The sequence below is a fragment of the Psychromonas sp. CD1 genome, from assembly GCF_002239585.1.
In the GTDB taxonomy this organism is placed as follows: domain Bacteria; phylum Pseudomonadota; class Gammaproteobacteria; order Enterobacterales; family Psychromonadaceae; genus Psychromonas.
The window spans coordinates 773,742-796,375 of record NZ_NDFH01000003.1 but is presented as its reverse complement, the minus strand read 5'-3'; the positions used below and the strand labels follow the sequence as shown (position 1 = coordinate 796,375).

At 36.0% G+C, this 22,634-nt stretch carries 20 protein-coding genes, 2 tRNA genes and 1 pseudogene; 10 read left to right on the top strand and 13 right to left on the bottom strand.

The window, feature by feature from the left end:
* Positions 1–110 precede the first annotated feature (110 nt).
* Both B8W84_RS05130 and sixA read left to right on the top strand, forming a co-directional pair.
* Positions 111–260: a TIGR02808 family protein gene (locus B8W84_RS05130; protein ID WP_094752212.1), complete on the top strand. Its 150-nt coding sequence runs from the start codon at positions 111–113 to the stop codon at positions 258–260.
* Between the two features lie 94 nt (positions 261–354).
* Complete coding sequence (sixA, locus tag B8W84_RS05125; protein ID WP_094752211.1) at positions 355–825, top strand: phosphohistidine phosphatase SixA; 471 nt, start codon at positions 355–357, stop codon at positions 823–825.
* Between the two features lie 41 nt (positions 826–866).
* Here the strand turns inward: sixA and smrB are convergent, their stop codons facing one another.
* Complete coding sequence (smrB, locus tag B8W84_RS05120; protein ID WP_094752210.1) at positions 867–1,409, bottom strand: endonuclease SmrB; 543 nt, start codon at positions 1,407–1,409, stop codon at positions 867–869.
* A gap of 53 nt (positions 1,410–1,462) precedes the next feature.
* On the opposite strand from smrB, the gene prmB reads away from it, so the two are divergent.
* Both prmB and aroC read left to right on the top strand, forming a co-directional pair.
* On the top strand, positions 1,463–2,371 hold the full coding sequence (gene prmB, locus B8W84_RS05115) for a 50S ribosomal protein L3 N(5)-glutamine methyltransferase (protein WP_094752209.1): 909 nt from the start codon (positions 1,463–1,465) through the stop codon (positions 2,369–2,371).
* Between the two features lie 147 nt (positions 2,372–2,518).
* Positions 2,519–3,607, top strand: coding sequence for a chorismate synthase (gene aroC, locus B8W84_RS05110; RefSeq protein WP_094752208.1), 1,089 nt, complete (start codon positions 2,519–2,521; stop codon positions 3,605–3,607).
* A 101-nt stretch (positions 3,608–3,708) separates the two neighbouring features.
* On the opposite strand, the gene B8W84_RS05105 is transcribed toward aroC, so the two are convergent.
* On the bottom strand, positions 3,709–5,361 hold the full coding sequence (locus B8W84_RS05105) for an AsmA family protein (protein WP_094752207.1): 1,653 nt from the start codon (positions 5,359–5,361) through the stop codon (positions 3,709–3,711).
* Between the two features lie 80 nt (positions 5,362–5,441).
* Between B8W84_RS05105 and B8W84_RS05100 the strand changes: the two genes are divergently transcribed.
* Genes B8W84_RS05100 through B8W84_RS05090 form a run of 3 tightly spaced genes read left to right on the top strand, consistent with a single transcriptional unit; the run spans position 5,442 to position 9,420 of the window.
* Positions 5,442–6,509, top strand: a complete 1,068-nt coding sequence (locus tag B8W84_RS05100; RefSeq protein WP_094752206.1) for an IS701 family transposase — start codon at positions 5,442–5,444, stop codon at positions 6,507–6,509.
* Positions 6,510–6,534: 25 nt separating this feature from the next.
* The gene (locus B8W84_RS05095; protein ID WP_094752205.1) at positions 6,535–8,073 is read left to right on the top strand and encodes a DUF1800 domain-containing protein; all 1,539 of its coding nucleotides are present in this window, start codon (positions 6,535–6,537) and stop codon (positions 8,071–8,073) included.
* Positions 8,074–8,076: 3 nt separating this feature from the next.
* Positions 8,077–9,420: a DUF1501 domain-containing protein gene (locus B8W84_RS05090; protein WP_094752204.1), complete on the top strand. Its 1,344-nt coding sequence runs from the start codon at positions 8,077–8,079 to the stop codon at positions 9,418–9,420.
* Positions 9,421–9,851: 431 nt separating this feature from the next.
* Here B8W84_RS05090 and B8W84_RS05085 read toward each other — a convergent pair whose 3' ends face one another.
* The 9 genes from B8W84_RS05085 to lolB all read right to left on the bottom strand — a co-directional run bounded on the left by B8W84_RS05085 (position 9,852) and on the right by lolB (position 16,191).
* Positions 9,852–10,619, bottom strand: coding sequence for a class I SAM-dependent methyltransferase (locus B8W84_RS05085; protein ID WP_094752203.1), 768 nt, complete (start codon positions 10,617–10,619; stop codon positions 9,852–9,854).
* A 194-nt stretch (positions 10,620–10,813) separates the two neighbouring features.
* A tRNA-Leu gene (locus B8W84_RS05080) sits at positions 10,814–10,898 on the bottom strand.
* A gap of 1 nt (position 10,899) precedes the next feature.
* A tRNA-Gln gene (locus tag B8W84_RS05075) sits at positions 10,900–10,974 on the bottom strand.
* A 104-nt stretch (positions 10,975–11,078) separates the two neighbouring features.
* Entirely contained in the window at positions 11,079–12,170 is a 1,092-nt protein-coding gene (ychF, locus tag B8W84_RS05070) for a redox-regulated ATPase YchF (RefSeq protein WP_094752202.1), read from the bottom strand.
* A gap of 13 nt (positions 12,171–12,183) precedes the next feature.
* Positions 12,184–12,777 (bottom strand): aminoacyl-tRNA hydrolase, encoded by a 594-nt coding sequence (pth, locus tag B8W84_RS05065; RefSeq protein WP_094752201.1) that lies wholly within the window; start codon positions 12,775–12,777, stop codon positions 12,184–12,186.
* Positions 12,778–12,779: 2 nt separating this feature from the next.
* On the bottom strand, positions 12,780–13,400 hold the full coding sequence (locus B8W84_RS05060; RefSeq protein ID WP_094752200.1) for a 50S ribosomal protein L25/general stress protein Ctc: 621 nt from the start codon (positions 13,398–13,400) through the stop codon (positions 12,780–12,782).
* A gap of 194 nt (positions 13,401–13,594) precedes the next feature.
* Positions 13,595–14,542 (bottom strand): ribose-phosphate pyrophosphokinase, encoded by a 948-nt coding sequence (locus B8W84_RS05055; RefSeq protein ID WP_094752199.1) that lies wholly within the window; start codon positions 14,540–14,542, stop codon positions 13,595–13,597.
* Positions 14,543–14,623: 81 nt separating this feature from the next.
* Positions 14,624–15,475, bottom strand: a complete 852-nt coding sequence (gene ispE / locus B8W84_RS05050; protein WP_094752198.1) for a 4-(cytidine 5'-diphospho)-2-C-methyl-D-erythritol kinase — start codon at positions 15,473–15,475, stop codon at positions 14,624–14,626.
* Positions 15,476–15,582: 107 nt separating this feature from the next.
* Entirely contained in the window at positions 15,583–16,191 is a 609-nt protein-coding gene (gene lolB / locus B8W84_RS05045) for a lipoprotein insertase outer membrane protein LolB (protein WP_094752197.1), read from the bottom strand.
* Positions 16,192–16,574: 383 nt separating this feature from the next.
* On the opposite strand from lolB, the pseudogene B8W84_RS08185 reads away from it, so the two are divergent.
* Positions 16,575–16,965, top strand: a pseudogene (locus B8W84_RS08185) (transposase); the annotation flags it as partial.
* 73 nt (positions 16,966–17,038) lie between these two features.
* Here B8W84_RS08185 and recN read toward each other — a convergent pair.
* Complete coding sequence (recN, locus tag B8W84_RS05040) at positions 17,039–18,715, bottom strand: DNA repair protein RecN (RefSeq protein ID WP_094752196.1); 1,677 nt, start codon at positions 18,713–18,715, stop codon at positions 17,039–17,041.
* A gap of 61 nt (positions 18,716–18,776) precedes the next feature.
* Positions 18,777–19,676 (bottom strand): NAD(+) kinase, encoded by a 900-nt coding sequence (gene nadK / locus B8W84_RS05035; RefSeq protein WP_094752195.1) that lies wholly within the window; start codon positions 19,674–19,676, stop codon positions 18,777–18,779.
* Between the two features lie 140 nt (positions 19,677–19,816).
* On the opposite strand from nadK, the gene grpE reads away from it, so the two are divergent.
* Together grpE and dnaK are read left to right on the top strand one after the other, a co-directional pair.
* Complete coding sequence (gene grpE, locus B8W84_RS05030) at positions 19,817–20,452, top strand: nucleotide exchange factor GrpE (protein ID WP_094752194.1); 636 nt, start codon at positions 19,817–19,819, stop codon at positions 20,450–20,452.
* 181 nt (positions 20,453–20,633) lie between these two features.
* On the top strand, positions 20,634–22,541 hold the full coding sequence (dnaK, locus tag B8W84_RS05025; protein ID WP_094752193.1) for a molecular chaperone DnaK: 1,908 nt from the start codon (positions 20,634–20,636) through the stop codon (positions 22,539–22,541).
* Positions 22,542–22,634: the final 93 nt, after the last annotated feature.

Genomic DNA, 22,634 nt, shown 5'->3' with positions numbered 1-22,634 from the left:
AAAAGTTCCTTTTATATTAAATTAAATTGTATCTTTTATGATTTTAAACATGATAGTTTCGTAAAAGTTACGTACTATTAACAATATTGTAACGTAATGTTGAGGCTGCTATGAGTAATTTAGAATCAATTTTTTGGCATATTTTAGGTTATGCCGCGATGCCGGTGATATTTTTAGGAGGGTTTGTAGCTGTATTTTTTGGTGCTGCAATCATTCTTCATTTTACAGGAAATGTACCGACTAAAGATGAGCCTTCATAATCTGCTGTTTTATCGATGCGAATACATCAACATCTGATCGGGCGATTTTATATGTTATGCTATTTTTTTAATTAAGATATTGAGATGAAACTTTATGCATATTTATATTATGCGTCATGGACAGGCCCAAATGATGGCAAGTTCGGACGCGCAGAGAGCATTAACATCAATTGGCATCGAGCAGAGCGCAAGAATGGCACAATATATGCGTAGCAAAAATGTTGTTTTTGATGCGCTTATGCTTAGTCCTTATCTACGAGCACAACAAACGTGGCGCAGTGTATGTGATTACTTCCCTAAGGTAGCGCATCAACAAACAGTAAAAATGTTAACGCCATCGGGTAGCGTACATAAAACACTCACTGAGATATTTTCTTTACAGGCTCAGGGAATAAAAACTGTATTATTGATTTCTCATTTACCTTTGGTCGGTTATCTCGTCTCTGAATTAGCACCACAGTCAGCTGTTTGTGCTTTTTCAACATCAAGCATTGCACATATTGAGTTGAATGAGCAAGGTTCAGGGCAATTAGTAAGTATGACGGCCGTTAGTCACTTATCTTAAATGTCGAGCGTGTTGATGTTTTTTATTTTAGCGCATCTTTTTTAAAATTCACGCTTCATTTGCCAGTCTTCAAGTTCAATAATTACGAGTAAAGCGCCATGCCCACCAAATTCAAGAGGGGCCTGATGGAAAGCTAAGATATCGGGATGTTGTGCAAGCCAGAGAGGCACTTGTTTTTTAAGAACATAAGTGCCGATTCCATGTAAAACACTACAACAATATAGACCTTCTTTTTTACAACACGCGATTAATGCCCCTAACTCTCGCTTTGCTTCAACTTGGGTTAGTCCATGTAAGTCTAAAATTATTTCTGGAGGAAAGTCTCCTCTACGAAGTTGTTTTAGAAGGTATTTTCCCGTATCTTCGCGACAATAACGTACCGGACCTTGTTCAGGTAAATGCGGTTCAAAAGCATCTGAAAAATGTTCAGTTTCTAAATCAGCTATCACTACTTCTTGTTTGAACTGCTTTTTCTTCGTGTTTTTCGTGTTTAATAGTATGTTATCCTGTATTAACTTTTTAATACCTGAAAATTCAGCCCTAAATAGCGAAAAATCATTATCATTATTTTTATGTTTGGTCATGGTTTTTAACTCTCTATTTTTAAGTGCTTATTTTACCTCGATTGGAGAATAAATTGGAATCGATTTTTTGTGATGAAGCAGTAGATGAACTGCTTACTATTCAAGATTTATTACGTTGGACATGTACACAATTAGAACAAGCTGGACTTTTTTATGGTCATGGTCAAGATAATGCCTTAGATGATGCACGTAGTTTGATTTTTGCATCATTAAAATTACCCTTATTTAGTTCTATTGATTTTAATAATGCGCGCCTCACGCGTCGAGAACGAGAAAGATTAGTTGCATTAGTCATCAAGCGTATTGAATTGCGGATCCCTGTTGCATATTTGACAAATAGTGCGTGGTTTGCGGGGCTTGAGTTTTATGTGGACGAACGTACATTAGTACCCCGTTCTCCTTTTGCAGAGCTAATTCAAAATGCATTTAAACCTTGGTTAACGAAATCTCCAGAGCGAATTCTAGATCTTTGTACGGGAAGTGCTTGTATTGCAATTGCTTGTGCTTATGCCTTTCCTGATGCTTATGTGGATGCAGTGGACATTTCTGAGGATGCTTTAGACGTGGCAGAGATTAATATCCAAGGGCATGGTGTAGAGCAACAAGTTATCCCCATGCTGTCTGATCTTTTTTCGGGTATAGAAAATGAGAAATATGACTTAATTGTTGCTAATCCTCCTTATGTTGATAATGAAGATATGCAAAACTTACCTGCTGAGTTTAAACATGAGCCTGAGTTAGGTTTAGCATCTGGGATTGATGGTTTAGATCTTGTGCGTAAAATGCTCGCGCAAGCCGGTGATATGTTAAATGACAATGGCTTATTGTTTGTTGAAGTCGGTAATTCTCAGATTCATTTAACTAAAGCTTATCCTAATGTTGAATTTGAGTGGGTCCCTTTAAAATCAGGTGGACACGGGATATTTATGTTAACAAAAGCACAATTAGAAAAGTTAAAATAATTAAAAATGATCTTTATCGTTGAATGTTATTATTTTTTTAACATAAGCCAGAGCAGATAATAGGGTGAAATATAATTAAAAATGATCTTTATCGTTGAATGTTATTATTTTTTTAACATAAGCCAGAGCAGATAATAGGGTGAAATTATGGCAGGAAGTAGTATTGGTCAACTCTTTAAAGTGAGCACTTTTGGTGAAAGTCATGGTGTTGCTTTAGGCTGCATCGTTGATGGTATACCTCCGGGTTTAGAGATTTGTGAAGCAGATTTACAACATGATTTAGATAGGCGTCGTCCCGGACAATCTCGTTATACCACAATGCGCCAAGAAAGAGATCAAGTACAGATTTTATCGGGTGTTTTTGAGGGTAAAACGACGGGCTGTAGCATTGGACTTATGATTGTAAATACAGATCAACGCTCACAAGACTACTCAGCAATTAAAGATGTATTTCGCCCTGGGCATGCGGATTATACCTATTATCAAAAATATGGTCATCGAGATCATCGTGGTGGTGGGCGAGCCTCTGCCCGAGAAACTGCAATGCGGGTGGCCGCAGGAGCTATTGCAAAAAAATATTTACAAACTCAATACGGGATTAAAATTAGAGGTTATTTAGCTCAATTAGGTGAAATTAAGGCACAAACTTTAGATTGGAGTGAAGTTGATAAAAATCCTTTCTTTTTTCCTGATCCCAGTAAAATAGCCACGCTTGAAACCTATATGCAATCGTTGATAAAAGAAGGTAACTCCGTGGGAGCCAAAGTAACGGTTATTGCATCAAATGTTCCCGTTGGCTTAGGTGAACCTGTTTTTGATAGATTAGATGCTGAGTTAGCTCATTCTTTAATGAGCATTAATGCAGTTAAAGGGGTTGAGTTTGGAGACGGTTTTGCGGTGATAAAGCAAAAAGGTACGGAACATCGCGATGAAATGAGCCCGCAAGGTTTTTTATCAAATCATGCTGGTGGTATTCTCGGTGGGATTTCAACGGGTCAAGATATTATTGCATCTATTGCTTTAAAACCAACCTCAAGTCTAACCATTCCTGGGCGCACGATCACTAAAGAAGGTAAGGCGACCACTATGATAACTAAAGGCCGTCATGATCCTTGTGTCGGAATTCGAGCCGTCCCAATTGCCGAAGCGCAAATGGCGATAACGTTACTCGATCATCTATTACGTCATCGTGCTCAAAATATGCATGTACAGACCAACACACCTCATCTTAAATAAAGCCTAAAGGGTCGTTTTTTTAGGTGTTTTTATATGTAAAAGGACATTGAATATTTTGCATTTAATGTCCTTTTATGTATTTTAGTTAAAATTTGATGGCTTTAGCCAAATAAACCTTTTAATAAGTTTTCTATTTCTTTGCCTTCTTTCTTAAGAAATTGTTTTGATTTATCATCGAGACGACCTTTAAGTTTATTTTCTAATTTACGTTGCAAACGTTTTTTCTCGGCATTCACTTTTTCTTTTAATTGTGCTTTTAATGCGCCTTGCATATCTAAAGAAAATTTAGGGTCGGTTAAAGAGCCTTTAATATGCATGGGAATAACCACGCCTTTAAGATCAAATTGTTCTGTTTCTGTGCCCCGTTGAGAAAGGGGGGCAATGCTAAGTTGATAATCTAAAGTATTATTAATAATATTAATTAAACCTGTACCATCTAAGCGTAGAATCGGTGATAACATTAATAATTTCTGATTATTAATGATGCCATTACCTAAAGTGAAATCACCATTTAATGAGGCAAAGTCTGTTTTTTTAATATCTTTTTCGGTTGGTGGTTTTTTACCTTTCAATTTGGCCTTTAAACGACGTATATCTTGATGAATATTAACGCCATAAATCTCACCATCAAGCAAAGAAAAATTTCCTTGACCGGTTAGGCCTTGTTTAATGCTAGCTGCTGTTAAGCCTATTCCTGTTCCGTTAAAAGTAAAAGCGGTTTGACCACTTATAAAATCAATTTCGGCAACATCAATCAGTAATGGGCGTAGTTGTACGCCTTTTAATTGTGTATTTATTTGGTATATATTTTTACCTTTTGCATCGTCAATACTTGCCTTTGCATTCAATTGACCTTTATATAATTTTATATTGAGTGGGTTTAGGCTTGCTTTTCCCTTTTTAATAAACAACTTAGTAGTGATCTCACCTATCTTAATATTTTCATATAAAATGCCTGCAATGGTTAAATCTCCTTGTACATCTAAGTGCGTTAAAAAGCTGAGATTTGGCTCTATTTCAGGTGCGCTTGTATTTCGGTTATTGGTGTTTTGTATTTTATTTTTGTTTTTTGTAGCTGGCGTTATTGTGCTTTTTTTAGATAGATAAGGGTTAAGATCCCATTGATTGCCAAATAGTGTATATCGTACTTTTGTTAGGGCACCATTTTGTACAGATACTTGACCTTTCAATTTTATTTTATCCAGCATTATTTGAAATGGATTTAAGGTTAATTTTTTGCTTTTGATTTGATAAATCGCATTTGTTTTTAGGGTCGAGGTTAGTTTTCCATTGGGAATATCTGGACCACTAAATTGGCTGTTTAAAATTAAATCTTTAAGGCTGATACGCGTCATATCCTGACTAATATTAATTTTACTGGTAAGTGTAATATTGATTTTAATATTATTAAACAGTACTTCGCTGATAAGAGTAAAATCACTGTCTTTAGAAAATTCAAATTGGCTTAAATGCATTTTTTGGATACGAATATGATTATAACTTTTATTTGCTAAATCCTGTATTTCTATCACCGTATTAGTGATATTAATACCTTCAAAAACAAGTTTACTCATATCAAAAAAACTTTCATTATTGGTGTTATTTACTGTAGATTTTGTTGTTTTTAATTCTGCATTTAGAGCCGCTTCTATAGTGATTTTAGTCAGCACTTGCGTAAAATCTAGCAGGTCTTGTTGAGTCTTTAAGCCTTTTGCGGCTTTAAGAGCGAATGCTTCGATCTCTTCTCTTTTCATAATTACCTATCCTTAATATGATTAACTGATGTTACGCAGTAAGACTAACCTTTCATTTTGAAAACAGCTAAAATGAAGCGATGAATAAAAACAAACAAATATTTGAGCTGTACATTGATTATCTTGTCACCTCATTTAGTTACACAACGGCAACAGGCCTATCTAACCTTTTAGATGGAGAAATTAGCCACGATCAAATTACTCGCTTTCTTTCACACAAGCAGTTTAGCTCAGCCGATTTGTGGCAAAATGTAAAAAAAGAAGTCCGCGAAATAGAATCTAATGAAGGTGTATTAATCTTTGATGATACTGTTCAAGAAAAGCCTTATTCCAGCGAAAATGAGCTTATTAACTGGCACTTTGATCATACTGTTGGTCGTTCTGTGAAAGGTATTAATTTACTGAATTGTATTTATCATTCTAATGGAGCAAGCCTCCCAGTTGCCTTTAAACTAATAACGAAACCGATTCAATACTCTGACATTTCCACGAGGAAAATAAAAAGAAAAAGTGAAACGACTAAGAATGATGATTTGATTGAGATCCTCAAAGCATGTAAACAAAATAAGTTAAAATGGCGCTATGTATTGGCTGACAGTTGGTTTTCATCCATCGGTAATATGAAATTTATCCATGATAAAATGAAAAAGTATTTTCTATTAGCGTTAAAAAGCAACCGCTTAATAGCACTTAACAAAGAAGATAAATTACAAGGGCGTTTTCAACGCATTGATTCATTAGATTGGTCAGGCACTCCAATCTGCGGTTGGGTAAAAGGAATGGATATTCCCGTTGTTTTACACCGACAAATCTTTAAAAACAAAGATGGCAGTGAAGGGATATTATATTTGATTAGTAATGATGTTGAGCTAGATAAAGACGCCATAGAAACGATCTATCAAAAACGGTGGAAAGTTGAGGTTTTCCATAAAAACATAAAATCCAATACTGCATTAGCAAAATCGCCAGCCAAAACAATAAAGACGCAAAGCAACCATATTTTCATGTCATTGCTAGCCACGGTAAAGTTAGAGTGTTTGAGTATAAAAAAAGGGCTAACGACATTCGGTTTGAAAATGAAACTTTATATCAGAGCACAAAAAGCAGCTTTTGAGGCTTTGCACCTAGAGCAAGTCTCAACTGCGTAACATCAGTTATATAATAAGGAAAAATATGATTGATATTGATATTGATGTTTTTAGTAAAGACCTAAAACAATGCGCCAAATTTTTATATCGAGGCACCTTTGGACCCCAAGAAGAGGATGTTAATCAGTTACATCAAATCGGATTTAACGCTTGGTTTGCACAACAATATTCCGCAGATGTTTCTTATCATTTATACAAAGCTAAAGAGTTTGCTGATTTATCTAGCAGTCAAATTGATGATAATATTCGCATTGGAGTTTGGTGGGAAAGAGCAATACAAGCGCCTGATCAATTACGTCAACGTATGGCTTATGCCTTAAGTCAAATATTCGTCGTCTCTAAATATTCAGTGGGCATTTACTCAGAAGAACTCACCTTTTATTATGACATTTTACTCAAGCACTCTTTTGGTAACTACAGAGAATTACTCGAAGAAGTCACTCTCAATCCCACTATGGGTAACTACCTAACTCTAAATGGCAGTGAGAAATACGATCCAAGTAAAAATACTAATCCTGATGAGAATTATGCGCGCGAAGTGATGCAACTCTTCTCTATTGGTTTATGGAAACTGGCCGGTAATGGCATTCCTGAATTAGATGACGAAGGTAATAAAATACCAGCTTATAGCCAAGAGGATGTAGAAGAATTAGCACGGGCGTTAACGGGTTGGCACAAAGTTGATGACTATCAGCCTATGCAACCAAATGAACAATTTCACGATAATGAAAGTAAATTAATACTTGGTCAACATTTTCCCGAGAGACAAAATGCATATCAAGATTTATCTCAAGCTCTTGATGTCATTTTCCAACATCAAAACACTCCAATTATGTTCGCAACGTTGCTGATTAAACGTTTTGTAACAAGCAACCCTCGTGGTCGTTATATATCCAACGTCGCTAAAGTTTTTAAGAATAATGGCCAAGGTATACGTGGTGATTTACAAGCAACATTAAAAGCGGTACTTACCGATGAGGATGTTTTTAACGGTTTTGCTGATAATGCAGGAAAAGGAAATGATGCATCTAAACATAATTTTGGTTTATTGAAAGAGCCTATTTTAGTAATAACCAATCAAGTGAGAGCTCTTAACATGAAATCGGTTGGTTCTCGTTGGTGGAATGTACAAGCGGCCGACAGTAATCTAGGTCAAGCCCCATTAAGAGCAAAAAGTGTATTCAACTTTTATTCTCCCAGCGATGCTCCTCAAGGAGAAATTGCAGATTTATCGTTAACTGCACCTGAATTCACTTTGCTAACGACAGATATTATGCGTCGCCTTCAAAATAGAATATGGAGTAATATTGTTGCCTATAACCATACCTTAGAAACACAATGGGCTTGGGATTGTTCAGAGTTTATGAATTTAATTAAAACCGATATTTATGCCTATGTAGACTTACTTAATGAGCGTTTATACGCCGGATTAATGTCCTCTGAATTATACGATTATTTAATCGATATGTTAGAAACTCAAATACCTTCAAATATGCATCAGCGTCGATTTTTCTGCACGATATATATTGCAAGTACATCACCTGAATTTTTCTGCCAGGAGTAAATTATGAAATTATCACGTCGTCGATTTTTAGAAGGCTCTGGCTTATTATGCATTTCGAGTCTTGCTGCCTATTCACCGTTAAGTATTGCAGCGTCAACATTACAATCAAATAAGAATCAAACAACCGGTCACAAAGCTCTCGTTTGTATATTCTTATATGGGGGAAATGACGCATATAATATGTTTGTACCCATGCCGGAAACTTCAGCTTATTCTGATTATTTAGCAATGCGGCCTAATTTAGGATTACAAGAAGATCAAATTTTATCAACCTCATTAACAACTGAAAACAATATCGATATCGGTATACATCAAGATATGAAGTCATTGTTACCTCTATTTAAAAATGGTAATGCCGTTGCAATCATAAATTCAGGACAATTATTATCCCCCACATCGAGATCATTGATAAATCAATATGCCGTTAAATTGCCTGAATTATTAATGGCACATAATTCACAGCAAGAAATGTGGCAATCTGGCGCCACTAATTTAAACAGTCAGTATGGTTGGGTTGGTAAAATGTTTGATGCATTCTCTTTAAAAAGTGATTTATCACCTCTTATTTCAATATCTAATGAAAAACGATTATTACGCAGTGAATATTCCCAACAAACGATTGTAAGTACTGAAGGTGCGGGGAATTATAGTGCACTCAATGACCAAGCGCGTATCGATGGATACTTTTTCCATTTTTCAGAACGTCAATATGACAATCTTTACATGAGAAATTATTCAAAGAGAATGGTCGATAGTTTGACTGACAATGAACAAATGAAAACGATATTAAACAAATATCCAAGTAACAGTCAATATTCTGAGACCAACTTATCAAAACAACTTAACATGGTAAGTCGGCTGATTAAAGCCCAAGGAGATCTTAAACAACCCAGACAGGTTTTTTTTGTTGGTATGGATGGATTTGACACCCATAAAAACCAGCAAAAAACACATGGAGACTTATTAGCTGAATTAGCCGATGGCTTAGTTCAATTTAATCAAGATATGCAAAGTTCGGGTTTGAATGAAAATGTGGTAAGTATCACAATGTCTGAATTTGGGCGCCGTATACCGGCAAATGCATCGGGGACAGATCACGGTTGGGGGGGGCATCAAATTGTGGTAGGTGGTAGCCTTAATGGCTATCAAGCATATGGTAATTGGCCTGATTTAAAACCAAATAGTGAAGATGATTACAAAAATGGTCGTATTATTCCAAGTATTGCTGCGGATCAAGTAAATGCATCGTTGTGTCAATGGTTAGGCTTATCGACATCAAATATTTTATCCATATTTCCAAACGTTAATAATTTTGATTCTTTTTACATTCCTTTTTTACAAAAATAATGTCGACAACGATTCGACTTACTGATAACGCCAAGTCGAATCGTTGCATAATAGATTTAAGGTGCCAATCGCAAAACTTTGTGAGGTAGAAAGTTTAAATAATAATAATCCTTGTGATTGGCTGGATGTAGATAGCATGCTCATTTCCTTATTGAATCTCTACGATAAGTATTAAATGATTATATAAAATGTTTTTTGGATAGTCATTTAATCTTTATGTTTTTATGAGGAAGAGATAAAAAATAATCATAGAACAAAAAAAGGAGATAGCAAATCACCCATTTAGAGGAAAGTAAAAACATAAGGGGCGGGTAAAATTTTCCCGTCCGATTTTCATCGGAGTTGCATTTTAAAAAATATAGATGAAACTTCCAATTATATTGACGTCGGACAAATCAAAACAATGCTTTATTTGTATTTATCTCTGTGAGCTAATCACGTTCAAAACTCATCATTTGTAAGTGTTTCTTTGATTGTAGATGTACGTGTTTATCTTTTATTGTACTGAAAGGACCAGCACGACAGATACTACAATTATTTGCGCCATGGTAGGGGAGTTTATGTAATTGTTCTTGTATTGAATGTGTGCATCTTAAACTCCAAACGTAGGTTTCGCCTTGTGTATCACGGACATGTTTATCTCTATCTACATTGCGAATTTTATAACCAGGAAATTTCTTTATGTCAAAGGCCATCGATCCTAAATAATGAATATTGGTTTGCATATTTAATGCATTTTCAATATTCCATTGCTGATAGGGCTTAACATCTTTAGAGGTAATAAAACATAACTGCTGGCCATTAGGATCAAGAAAGTATTTAAAAGAATTAAGTAGAAAGTGACGTAATAAACGCCGATTTAATAAATTAATATTACTGTTTTTAGTTTGTGTTTTATATTCATCAAAGTTTCGAAATGCAGGAAGTAAAGGGAACTGAAAAATAACCAAATCAAAACTGTTTTTTTCTAAGTTTATCCAACTTGTTTCTTGGCAAACATTAAAATCAAATAAAGTTTGAATATTTTCTTGCTGTAGATATTGATAAAACACATCGTTATATTTTTCACTCAAGGTCTCTAATGAGTCGTAGACCGTTGCGCTCAAAGCACGAGGAGAAAAGTGTTTTTGTAAAGAAGCCGAAAAAGAAAGATCACCATCGCCTATAGTTAAAATCCGCCATTCTTTATTTAATATCATATAGAAAACTCTCTTTACGTAGAAACATTATAAGACTACTCATCTAGAATCCGGCTATTGTTGTCGCTTAAAGACATAATATAAAAGGTGAACTTAGTGTGCAAGTCGTTCCTGTGGATTGTCGAGGGCACTTTTATGACAGGCATAAAAAAACCAGCATTACGCTGGTTTATTTTTCTTAGTTAAACTAAGAATGGTGCGGAAAGAGAGACTTGAACTCTCACATCTTACGATACTAGAACCTAAATCTAGCGCGTCTACCAATTCCGCCACTTCCGCATGGCTGGGATAAGAGGATTTGAACCTCTGAATCCCGAGATCAAAACCCGGTGCCTTACCGCTTGGCGATATCCCAATAATATTTTTAAGAGTGAAGCGATGTTTATTCGCCTTATATTTTGAGCGATAAAACATAAAAAAGGCAATCTAAGTTGCCTTTTTTATTGTTGTATTTAGAGTTTAAACATTAAATCGGAAATGAATAACATCGCCGTCTTGGGTAATATATTTTTTACCTTCTAAACGCCATTTACCAGCTTCTTTTGCTCCAGATTCGCCTTTAAATTGAATGAAATCATTAAAGCCAATAATTTCAGCACGAATAAAGCCTCTTTCAAAGTCGGTGTGGATAACACCTGCTGCTTGGGGCGCTGTGGCTCCTACTTTTACTGTCCATGCGCGTACTTCTTGTACACCTGCTGTAAAGTAAGTTTGTAAGTGTAATAGCTGATATCCACTATAAATAACACGGTTAAGCCCCGGCTCTTTTTGTCCAATTGCTTCTAAAAACTCTGCTTTATCTTCTTCTTCTAATTCGGATATTTCAGACTCAATGGCCGCACAAACAGGGACTACAACTGCATTTTCAGCAGCTGCAATTTCACGTACGATATCTAAATAAGGATTATTTTCAAAACCATCTTCGGCAACGTTCGCAATATACATCGTTGGCTTACCCGTTAAAAAGTTAAGATAAGCAACGCTCGCAAGTTCGTCTTTATTTAAATCAAGTTCTCGAACCATGCCATCCTTTTCAAGATGAGCTTTAATTTTTTCTAAAACAGGTAGTTCCATTTTAGCATCTTTATCGCCACCTTTTGCTTTTTTGAAAATGCGTAAAAGGCTACGTTCACAACATTCCAAGTCGGCAAGTGCGAGCTCAGTGTTGATAATCTCAATATCATCCCTAGGATCGATTTTTCCTGAGACATGTATAATATTTTCATCTTCAAAACAGCGAACAACATGACCAATAGCATCTGTTTCGCGGATATTTGCTAAAAATTTATTACCTAATCCTTCACCTTTTGAGGCGCCTTCAACAAGACCTGCGATATCAACAAACTCCATGGTGGTAGGTATCACTCGCTGAGGCTTGACGATCTCAGCTAATTGATCTAAACGCGGATCAGGAACAGGTACGATACCAGTATTAGGTTCAATCGTACAAAAAGGAAAGTTAGCGGCTTCAATGCCCGCTTTAGTTAATGCATTAAAAAGAGTTGATTTGCCTACATTTGGTAAGCCTACGATGCCACATTTGAAACCCATACTATGTACCTTATTAATTATTTGCTTTAAAACTGTGTAAGCGATTCATCGCTTTAGCTAACCCATCTTGCCCTAATATTAGGAGGCAATGTGCAGCTTCATCGATACTTTGGTCAATTAAGTTTTGCTCCGTTCTAGATGCTTTACTTAGTACAAAACTACTGACTCTGTTACGATCTCCTGGGTGACCGATACCAATACGCAGACGATAAAAATTTTTATTATTACCCAATTTACTAATAATATCTCTTAATCCATTATGACCACCATGGCTGCCACCTAGCTTGAACTTTATACAGCCAGGAGGAATGTCGAGTTCATCATGAGCAACGAGGATCTCTTCGGGCTTGATACGATAAAAATTTGCCATCGCAGCAACAGATTTACCACTGAGGTTCATAAATGTGGTTGGAACAAGAAGACGCAGATCATTACCTGCAAATTGCATACGGCCAGTTAAGCCATAAAATTTTGCTTCTGCTTTTAGTTGAATATTTTGTTGAGAGGCTATCTGGTTTAGAAAGCTCAGTCCTGCATTGTGTCTGGTATTTTTATATTCGGGGCCTGGATTTGCCAGGCCCACAAGCAATTTAATCGTTGTTGACACGATTATTCAGCTGTTGTTGCCGTATTTGTTTCTACAGCTACTTCATCTTTCGCTTTAGAAAGTGTAATTGCAGCGACAGTTCGATCGTGCTCAGAACCCTTAATGAGTTCAATAGACTCAACACCTTCTGGTAATGCTAGGTCAGAAATGTGTAATGTAGAACCCATTTCTAAATTAGCAAGATCAGCATTGATGAATGCAGGAAGATTAGCTGGAAGACAAGAGATTTCAATTTCAGTTATAATTTTGGTTAGAACACCACCTGCTTTTAATGCTTCACAAACATCTTGATTAATAAAATGTAGTGGAACAGTCGTATGTATTTTGTGTGATGCATCAACACGCAAAAGATCTAAATGTTGAATTTGTTCTTTAAACACATGACGTTGTAGTGCTTTAAGAACTACTTTCTCTGTAACGCCATCAATTTCTAAATCAAGAATTGAAGAATAAAATGCTTCAAGAGATTCAATTTTACGAAGTTCTTTTTGTTCAAAAGTAAGAGAAATAGGATCTTTACCTATACCGTATACGATACCTGGAACTAATTCCGCGTGACGAAGGCGGCGGCTCGCACCTTTCCCTAAATCTGTGCGGGTTTTTGCTACTAATTTAATAGACATGATGTAACTCCAATTGCGAGAGGCTTTAATACCGTCTCAAATGTAAAATAGATTTTATCTTGCGACCAGATAAAACCACCTTGTATAAATACCGATGTATATAAAAAAGGCGCGCCATAATAACGCACCCCATTAATTTGTACAAATAAAAAGTATAAATAAACGCTTTTATTGGAGTTTATTTATGCGATTTTTTAGTAATGGAACATTGCAGAGATAGATTCTTCGTTACTTACACGACGAATTGCTTCAGCTAGCATACCACTTAAGGTAAGTTGCTTTACTTTACCTGTTGCAATAATTGCTTCAGTAAGAGGAATCGAGTCGGTAACAATGAATTCATTAATGACAGAGTTTTTAATGTTTTCTGCAGCGTTACCAGAAAATACAGCATGTGTTGCATATGCGTAGATGGACAGAGCGCCACGTTCTTTAAGTGCTTTAGCTGCTTGGCATAATGTGCCACCAGTATCAATCATGTCGTCAACAATAATACAATTTCGCCCTTCAACATCGCCGATTAAATGCATTACTTGTGCTACGTTTGCACGTGGGCGTCGTTTATCAATAATAGCAAGATCTGCATCATTTAATAATTTTGCATGTGCACGCGCACGTACCACACCACCAATGTCAGGTGATACTATCATTGGGTTCTCTAGCTTTTTAGAAAGCATATCTTCAAGTAATACAGAACTCCCGAATACATTGTCAACGGGCACATCAAAGAAGCCTTGAATTTGCTCTGCATGTAAATCAACCGTTAATACGCGATCTACACCAACATTAGACAAAAAGTCAGCAACAACTTTTGCAGTAATCGGCACGCGGCTTGAGCGAACGCGTCGATCTTGGCGTGCATAACCAAAATAAGGAATAACAGCAGTAATTCTACCTGCTGATGCACGACGCAATGCATCAATCATTACAATTAATTCCATTAAATTATCGTTGGTTGGAGCACACGTTGATTGAACAATAAAAATATCATCACCACGTACATTTTCATTGATTTGTACATGGATTTCTCCATCACTAAAACGCCCAACATCTGCGCTTCCTAATTTAATGAAAAGACGATTAGCAATTTGTTGTGCTAATTTGGGTGTCGCGTTACCTGCAAATAGTTTCATATTTGGCACTGTGAGGACCTCTGTAATCCTAAGAGTTGGTGTTAGATAGCAACATGCTAAATAACATTTGTATTTTTCAATACGATATTATTACTTTAATTTAGATAAAAAGCTATCGAGTGGTGAACGGTTGAGTCCTTTACAAACAAAAGTGTTTAACCATTTCGGTGTTTTTTTCTGAATGAAACGAGCATCTAGAGCTGTTGCAAAGGTGCTAAAAACACAAGCGCCAGTTCCAGTTAACCGTGTCGGAGCATATTCTATCAACCAGTGTATAACCTTGGCAACCATAGGGTAGTTATTTTTTACACAAGACTCACAATCATTGTGCCAATTTTGACTCATTAAGAGCGTAAGAGGTTGTTTTTTACGTTGTCGGGGTAAATCGGGATGTTTAAAAATAGTGGTTGTCGACACATGGCAATCTGGCATAGCGACAAGATAATAATTTTCAACAGGATAAACATCGACCAATTTTTCTCCAACTCCTTCTGCTATAGCCGCTTTTCCATGAATGAAAATAGGTACATCAGCGCCTAAACTCAGACCAATATCTGCCAATTCTTTTTTGCTTAAATTAAGTTCCCAGTGATAATTCAAAGCGATAAGTGTGGTTGCTGCATTAGACGATCCGCCACCGAGCCCTCCTCCGAGGGGTATTTTTTTTATTAAGTCTATATGTACCCCATAATTTTTTGGGGCATATTCTTTTAATAGGATTGCAGCCTTATAAATTAAATTATCTTCTTGAGGAAGATTTTCTAGGGTAGTCGAAAGAGTAACTATTCCGGATAAATTGGGTTTTATGGTGAGACTATCGCAATGATCTATAAATTGGAAAAGTGTTTGCAATTCATGATATCCATCATCACGTTGTTGATTAATATATAAAAAAAGATTGAGTTTTGCGGGTGATGGCCAGTGGATAGTTGTTGTTTTCATTATTTATTCTCTTTTTATGCTTAATAACGATGTTTATTTAATGATGTGAGTTTTTATTGGTTTTGTCATTAAAATCATAAACTTATGTACTTTAAAAGGATAATTATTTAGGGAAGGATTTTCCACTGCTCAATCGCAAATTTCAAACGTACATCTTTGCGTTGCAATTCTAATTTATAGGGTAATGCTATTCCTGTCAGTGTTTGATAATCGCTGTAGCGAATAGACCAACTATTAGGGCTTACATTTTTTTGCTTGAGTTGTGCAACCTGATTATTTTTATTGAGTCGATAATTAGCTTGTACTGGGTTGCCTTTAATCCATTGTTGTAATAATTCGACGGGGATATCGAGCCTCGATAAAGAATAAATTAATACATCGGCATTGGGGGCCGTGTATGTTTTACCCTGTGCATCAATAACAGTTGTAAGTAACGCTGTTTTATTGATTTTTAGTACACTTATTCCTAAAAAAGTGGTTAAGGATATTTGTAAATCATTCTCGAATTGTTGCCAATGAATATTAAAACTATGCCTTTCAGTAGGTGTGAATATTGCGATTTTACCTGTTAATTGCCAATTGTTTAAGGCGACTATCTGTTGTTGTTGTATTGACCAAGAGGTGGCCAAAAGCACTTTATTTAGTCTGCTAGGCTGTTGCGCGCAGCTACTGAGTAATAATAATAGAAACACCGAGAGAAAAGTTTTTTTAAGCACAGGACATTAAACCAAAAAAGGAAATAAGTTTAACCTATTTGCAACCCCGTGTGTATTTTTTATGCGACATAGGAAAAAATGGGATTGCTATTATAAGTGATTTATCTATCTTGTTTTTTGTCTATTTTTCATTTTGATTCCTTTATTAATGTTATCGCTATAAGTTAAAGAGTTAAAAATAGGATGCTAGTTCCAATGACAATACTAAAACGTAAGCTGTCACCCGTTAGATCAACCGCAAAAAAAAGGATCACACCAGTGTTAACTGTTTGAAGTGGCTACACCTGTTTTATTTTATCTGTAATGCAATAAAATTTGCGGGTAGGTAATAAGCACCGAGAATAAAATTAAAGATCATTGTATTGGGAATGTATAATCTAAAAGAGTGGCAAAACATACCCTTAGATAACTTGTCTCCTATTGTGTATTTAGAGCGTATTGTAATTCGGATGCGACAAGATAACCGTGTTATGAATAAAGCAGTGTTTCTTAAACTCGCTGTTAACTTCGATGGGTGAAAGAGATCCTAGGAAGTTTATTTACTGAAAATAAAGTGGCTAAATTCTGGTTTAATGTTTTAACATAGTTTCAAAACAGAGGTGTGTAAGGTACGTGTGTCGAGGGCTTGAAAGTCTTTCCTGAGGCCTTCTCACCGTATACCGTATTCAGCTTTGTATCGTTCACATGAATCAATACTTATTTTGTGTGTGTTGGGATGATAAATGTCTTCAAATATCAAAGTCATGGGTCGGTAACAGGAAGAGTCTTAATACGTATTGATAGGATCAGAAAGTTGTATTTTCATTTAAATGTTTACTCAATAGCCTTCGTAAATATTTAGCAGGTACTAGTCTTGTACTAATAATTCTTGTGCATTAGCAAGCGTTCTCTCTGTAATATTATCGGCGCCTAATAAACGTGCGAGTTCATTGATACGCTGTGCTTTATTAAGGTTTACCATTGTTGTATTAGTACTGTTACCTTTGCTTTTCTTTTCAACAAACATTTGCTGATGTCCATTTCCTGCTACTTGTGGTAAATGTGTGACACAAAATATTTGTGTTTTCTCACCTAAACGTCGCAGTAATTTCCCTACCACTGATGCTGTGGCCCCACTTATCCCTGCATCTACTTCATCAAAAATAAGTGTAGGGATAGCGACTCGTTGGCTGATAATGACTTGCATTGCGAGGCTAATGCGTGAAAGTTCACCTCCTGAAGCTATTTTTACTAGATTTTGTAATGTTTGTCCTGCATTGGTTTTAACTTGAAATTCTACATGATCAAGACCTAAGGGACTCATGCTTTGTGTTTCATTCTTCTGCAAATTAATGTGAAAGAGGCCATCTCGCATATTTAATTGTTGAATACTCTCACTAATTTTTTGACTCAGATCTTTTGCATAACGTAAGCGACTGAGGCTTAATTTTTGTGCATATTTAGCATAATTATTTTTAGCGATATGGCGTTCTTTTTCGAGTTGTTGTATTTGCTCATCATTATTATTAAGCTGTTTAAATTCTTTCTTTAATTTTTGATGCTGAGAATAAAGTTGTTGTGCGGACACCTGATGTTTTCTAGAGAGAGAGAGAGCTTCACTCATACGGTTTTCTAATTGTATAAATTTTTCAGGATCTTGTTCTAAATTTTCACTGAAATGACGAAGATCGTAAGAGGCTTCTTCTATTTGGATTAAAGCTTCTTGCAAAGTAGTCACAATATTTTCTAAGTTTTTATCATTATCAGCAAGTTTTTCTAATGCACAGACACTATTACGCAATAAGCTTAATACATCTACATCATCATTATCACAAAGTTGGTCTAAGCCTTTTTGACAGGTTTCGATTAAAGCATCACTATTAGCTAAACGTTTATGTTCTTCTTCTATTTGTTCAAATTCACCCTGAGCGAGAGAAAATGCGTCGAGTTCTTCAATTTGATATTCAAGTAATTGTTTGCGTGCTTGCTTTTCTTGTTGGTTTAAGCGTTGTTGTTCTAATTGTTTATTTAAGAAGTGCCAACCTTGATAAGTATCTTTTACTTTTTGTAATAGGGTATGGTGATCTGCATATTCATCAAGAATAGAGAGTTGAATATTACTTTTTAGTAAGCTTTGATGTGCATGCTGGCCATGAATATTAACTAAAAGTTGGCCTAAACTTTTAAGTTGGGAAAGGGGGACCGGAGTCGCATTGATATAAGCCCTCGAGCGGCCTTCTTTATTTATCGTACGGCGTAAGAAACATTCATTAATAGCATCTGTATTTTCAAGGTCATTATTATTCAGCCATAACCGTGCTTGAGGAGTATCTTGTAATGTGAAATGAGCACTTATTTCTGCTTTTTCATTGCCATTACGCACCATATTAGCATCTGCTCGTTCACCTAAACAAAGCCCCAGTGCATCAATGGCTATCGATTTACCAGCCCCTGTCTCACCTGTAATTGTTGTCATTCCTCGTTTAAATTCTAATGTTAAAAATTGCACAATGGCAAAATTTTGTACCGTTAATTGATTTAACATACACTTCCCCAAACGCTGTTTATGCATACAGCATATACTGTATACATAAACAGTAAAGGGTTTAGAAGAATTTATTTCCCCAACCGAGCTTACTTTGTAAGACATGAAAATAATTATAATCTTTAGGGTGTACTAATTTTAATGTATGTTTTGTTTTATAAATAAAGACTTCATCGCCGGGTAAAACGGATAAATTGACGTGGCTATCACAACTTACTTGCATTTCACTTTTATTGGTTTCTGCTATTTTTAATCGAATCGTGCTGTTTGCATCGATTACGATAGGCCGGCTGTTGAGGGTTTGAGGGAACATAGGCAATAAGCTAATGGCATCAATATTAGGCGTTAATATAGGGCCTCCTCCGGAAAGAGAATAGGCCGTTGAGCCTGTTGGAGTAGAAATTATCAGGCCATCTGCACGTTGATTTAGCATGAAGTCATCATCAACATACACTTCAAAGTCAATCATATGTGCAATTTTATCTGGATGCAAAACGATTTCGTTGATAGCGCTATTACGACATTTTAAATGACCGTGGCTATGTACCTCTGTGGTTAATAAAAAACGCTCTTCGACTAGATAATTGCCTTTAAGCACTTCAGATAAAGGTGCTTGAAAATGTTCGGGATCAAGATCGGTTAAAAAACCAAGATTGCCTCTATTTACTCCAATCACGGCAATATCAAAACGTGCGAGCACCCGAGCTGCACCAAGCATATAGCCATCACCTCCAATAACAATCGCAAGATCACAGCGTTTCCCAATGCCGACGAGATCATCACTTTGTATGTCTATTAAATCTAGATCTACCGTATTACGTTGATCTATGATCACAGAAATATTTTTTTGTTGTAAGAATTTATAAAGTGCTAATAATGTTTGTGTTGCTTTTTCATGTTGTACTTTGGCGATTAAGCCAACGGTTTTAAATTCAGAAAAATCAGAGTGTTGTTGGGTCATAAAAAAACCTATATTTAGTTCTGTTGATGAAAGAGAGTATAACCTGATAAAATGATTTTATTAACAGGCTTGAAACTATTGCAATGATCCCCATAATAGACACAAGTCACTATCAATGAAAAACAGTTTAGGATTAAAACATGAGTGAAGAACAAAAAAGAACAGTTGAAGATGCGATTGGAAAAGTGTTAGCAGAAGATGCTGAAACTGCATCAATGGAAGAAGTTGTACTTGATGACGCCGAAGACGTGCAAGATGTAGAAACGCCTGATGCAGAGTTAGATACCACAGTGATACAAGCTAATCTGATAAATACGTTAGAAAAAAAACTAGTAGTCGCTGATGAAGAATTAAAAACGCAAAAAGATTTAGTCATACGTGCACAAGCGCATGCTCAAAATGAGATCCGTAAAGCCGGAATTGATGCTGAGAATAAAGTTAAACGAACATTAAAACGATTTACTGAAGCATTACTTCCAGTGGCAGATAGCCTAGAGATGGCTCTTAATCATATCGACAAAAAAGATGAAGTCTTAGAAAAAGTAGCTGAAGGTGTTGAGCTTACACTAAAATCGCTGTTAGATTCATTTTCTAAAGTGGGCATCGTACAAATGAACCCTCTTGGCGAGCAAGCAGATCCTGAAATACATCAGGTAGTTAGTATGCAAAAAGTAGAAGATAAAGCTAGCAATGAAATTATTCTAGTGATGCAGAAGGGCTACGTTTATAACGGGCATGTTATCCGCCCTGCAATGGTGACGGTTGCATCTGCATAATTATTTAAAGGGAGATAATGCATTGTGGAAAAATATAGAGTAAAAATAAATTTATTTTTTTTCATATATTGCCTTGAAAGATTAAAATTCTCCCTCATATAGTAAACATCAATACGGCAGATGTTTTTAGTTAAATTAATCTGTCGTTATAAATAAAACATAAACAAGTTTGGAGAGTAAAATGGGTAAAATTATCGGTATAGATTTAGGTACAACTAATTCGTGTGTTTCAGTTTTAGATGGCGATGTTGCTAAAATTATTGAAAACTCTGAAGGTGAACGTACTACTCCGTCAATTATTGCTTACACGGATGGTGAAACATTAGTCGGCCAACCAGCTAAACGTCAATCAGTGACGAATCCACAAAATACTCTTTTTGCTATCAAGCGTCTTATTGGACGTCGTTTTGAAGACGAAGAAGTACAACGCGATATGAAAATTATGCCTTACAATATCGTTAAAGCAGATAATGGTGATGCATGGGTCGAAGCGCATGGTCAAAAAATGGCACCCCCACAAATTTCTGCTGAAGTATTGAAAAAAATGAAAAAAACAGCCGAAGATTACTTAGGTGAGAAAGTATCTGGAGCCGTTATTACAGTGCCGGCTTACTTTAATGATGCACAACGCCAAGCAACAAAAGATGCTGGACGTATTGCAGGGTTAGACGTTAAACGTATTATTAATGAGCCAACGGCAGCTGCGTTTGCTTATGGTGTAAGTAGTTCTAAAGGCGATAGTACTATCGCAGTTTACGATCTTGGTGGTGGTACTTTTGATATTTCAATCATTGAAATTGACGAAGTTGACGGTGAGAAGACTTTTGAAGTATTAGCGACAAATGGTGATACTCATTTAGGTGGTGAAGATTTTGATAACCGTTTAATTAACTTTGTTGTTGATCAATTCAAAAAAGAGCAAAACTTTGATCTGACAAATGATCCTCTTGCAATGCAACGTGTTAAAGAAGCTGCAGAAAAAGCAAAAATCGAATTATCATCAACACAGCAAACAGATATTAACTTACCGTACATCACTGCTGATGCAACAGGACCTAAGCATTTAAATGTTAAAATTACACGTGCTAAATTAGAGTCTTTAGTAGAAGATATGGTTAAAGCAACTCTTGAGCCATTACGTATAGCACTCAAAGATGCTGATTTAAGTGTTTCTGAAATTGACGATGTTATTTTAGTTGGGGGCCAAACTCGTATGCCTCTAGTACAAGCAACGGTTGCTGAATTCTTTGGTAAAGAAGCACGTAAAGATGTTAACCCTGATGAAGCTGTCGCAATGGGTGCTGCCATTCAAGGTGCGGTACTTTCTGGTGATAAAACTGATGTGTTATTATTAGATGTAACACCATTATCTATGGGTATTGAAACCATGGGTGGTGTTATGACTAACGTTATCACTAAAAACACTACGATTCCGACCAAACAGTCGCAAACATTTTCAACGGCTGAAGATAATCAAAATGCAGTAACTATTCACATTTTACAAGGTGAGCGTAAACGTGCTACTGATAATATCTCGTTAGGTCAATTTAATCTTGAAGGCATTCGTTCTGCCGCTCGTGGAACACCACAAATTGAAGTAACCTTTGATATGGATGCAGATGGCATATTACATGTATCAGCAAAAGATAAAGACACAAATCAAGAACAACAGATTACAATTAAATCAAGCTCAGGTTTAAGCGATGATGAAATTGAAAAAATGGTTCAAGATGCAGAAGCAAATGCAGAAGCGGATAAAGTCTTTGAAGAGGTGGTAACAGCACGCAATCAAGCGGATGCACTAGTTCATGCGACAAGAAAACAAATCACTGAAGCGGGTGATGCGTTAGCAAGTGATGAAAAAGAAAAAATTGAAGCTGCGATTAAAGATCTTGAAGATGCATCTAAAGCTGAAGATAAGAGTGCAATTGAAGCTAAAATAACTGCCCTTACTGAAGCGTCTCAAAAGCTAGGTGAAATTGCTCAACAAAAAGCAAAAGCGAGTGATGCACCAAGCGAAGAAAAAGCAAAGCAGGACGATGATATTGTTGATGCTGAGTTTGAAGAAGTTAAGGATGAAAAAAAATAATTAATCCCAGTTAATTATTTTAATGAATAACGCGGATTATGGATTTATCTATGATCCGCGTTATTGTTTGTAGGCAGAGATTTGAGAGTTAAA